Annotated in this window: 1 protein-coding gene; it reads right to left on the bottom strand. The window is 50.4% G+C overall.

Annotation, left to right across the window (positions count from 1 at the left end; genetic code table 11):
• On the bottom strand, window positions 1-791 hold a 791-nt coding region (metK, locus tag B3180_RS08375), incomplete at both ends, for a methionine adenosyltransferase (protein ID WP_286843983.1).

Raw genomic sequence — 791 nt, 5'->3', positions numbered from 1 at the left:
TAGCCGCTGTCTGCTTATAAATTGGGCGCTCCAGGTCAAGCATTTTGATTAATCCGTAAGGACGTAAGTCAAAATGACGGCGCACCAGCGCAATTAACTGCTCTTCTGAGTGCTTAGACGTTCCGAAGGTATCAATGCTAATAGAGGTTGGTTCAGCAACACCAATAGCGTAAGAAATTTGCAGTTCGCAACGCTCTGCTAAACCGGCTGCAACCAGGTTCTTAGCAACATAACGCGCCGCATAAGCCGCACTACGGTCAACTTTTGACGGGTCTTTACCTGAGAAAGCACCGCCACCGTGACGCGCCATACCGCCATAGGTGTCGACGATGATCTTACGACCCGTCAAACCGCAGTCGCCCATAGGCCCACCAACAACGAAACGTCCGGTTGGGTTAATATGGAATTGCGTATCTTTGGAAATCCACTGCTCCGGCAATACCGGTTTAATGATTTCTTCCATAACCGCTTCGCGCAGCGTTTCCTGAGTAATATCTTCTCTGTGTTGAGTTGACAGAACCACGGTATCAATAGCGACCGGCTTACCGTTCTCGTAAACGAAGGTTAACTGGCTTTTGGCGTCAGGACGTAGCCAGTCCAGGGTGCCATTGTTACGCACTTCCGACTGACGCTGCATAACGCGGTGCGCATAAGTAATTGGCGCAGGCATTAAAACAGAGGTTTCATTAGAAGCATAGCCGAACATGAGGCCCTGATCACCAGCGCCCTGCTCTTCGGGATGAGCGCGATCAACACCCTGGTTGATATCGCCACTTTGTTTACCAATGGCG

It is taken from the genome of Idiomarina sp. UBA4206, assembly GCF_002383015.1.
In the GTDB taxonomy this organism is placed as follows: Bacteria; Pseudomonadota; Gammaproteobacteria; order Enterobacterales; family Alteromonadaceae; genus Idiomarina; species Idiomarina abyssalis.
The sequence above is the reverse complement of the archived record's forward strand: the minus strand, read 5'-3'. Positions and strand labels throughout refer to the sequence as shown.